Source organism: Corallococcus praedator, assembly GCF_003612125.1.
Taxonomy (GTDB): Bacteria; Myxococcota; Myxococcia; order Myxococcales; family Myxococcaceae; genus Corallococcus; species Corallococcus praedator.
In genome coordinates, this window is the sequence record NZ_RAWI01001092.1 from 1 (window position 1) to 435 (window position 435).

General features: G+C 71.0%; 1 protein-coding gene. It reads left to right on the plus strand.

What is annotated here, in order from left to right:
* Positions 1-13: 13 nt before the first annotated feature.
* Positions 14-435: hypothetical protein (locus tag D7Y13_RS43155; RefSeq protein ID WP_208734654.1), on the plus strand; the 422-nt coding region annotated here is incomplete at its 3' end.

The following is a 435-nucleotide window of genomic DNA, read 5'->3' on the forward strand; positions in this document are numbered from 1 at the left end:
GCCGATGATGGCGGTGAACACCCGCTACACCACGAACGAGCCGGCGTTGATCATGGAACGCGCCGCCGACGACCTCGGTCAGGGCGTGCGGTGGATGCGCGAGGAGCTGGGATTCGAGAAGGTGATCCTGCTCGGGTTCTCCGGGGGCGGCTCGCTCGCGTCGTTCTATCAGTCGCAGGCACTCTCGCCGACGGTCACCCGGACGCCGGCAGGCGATCCGGTGGACCTCGGGGAGTGCGAACCGGCCGACGGACTGGTCCTCGTCGGTGCGCACCCCGGTCGTGCGCGCGTACTCCGGCACTGGATCGACGCCGCGGTGACCGACGAGGCCGATCCGTACGCGACCGACCCCGACCTCGACCTCTACGCGCCGGATCGCACGGTCCCGCTCGACCGCGAGTGGGTGTCGGCCTACCGCGACGCGCAGCTCGCCCG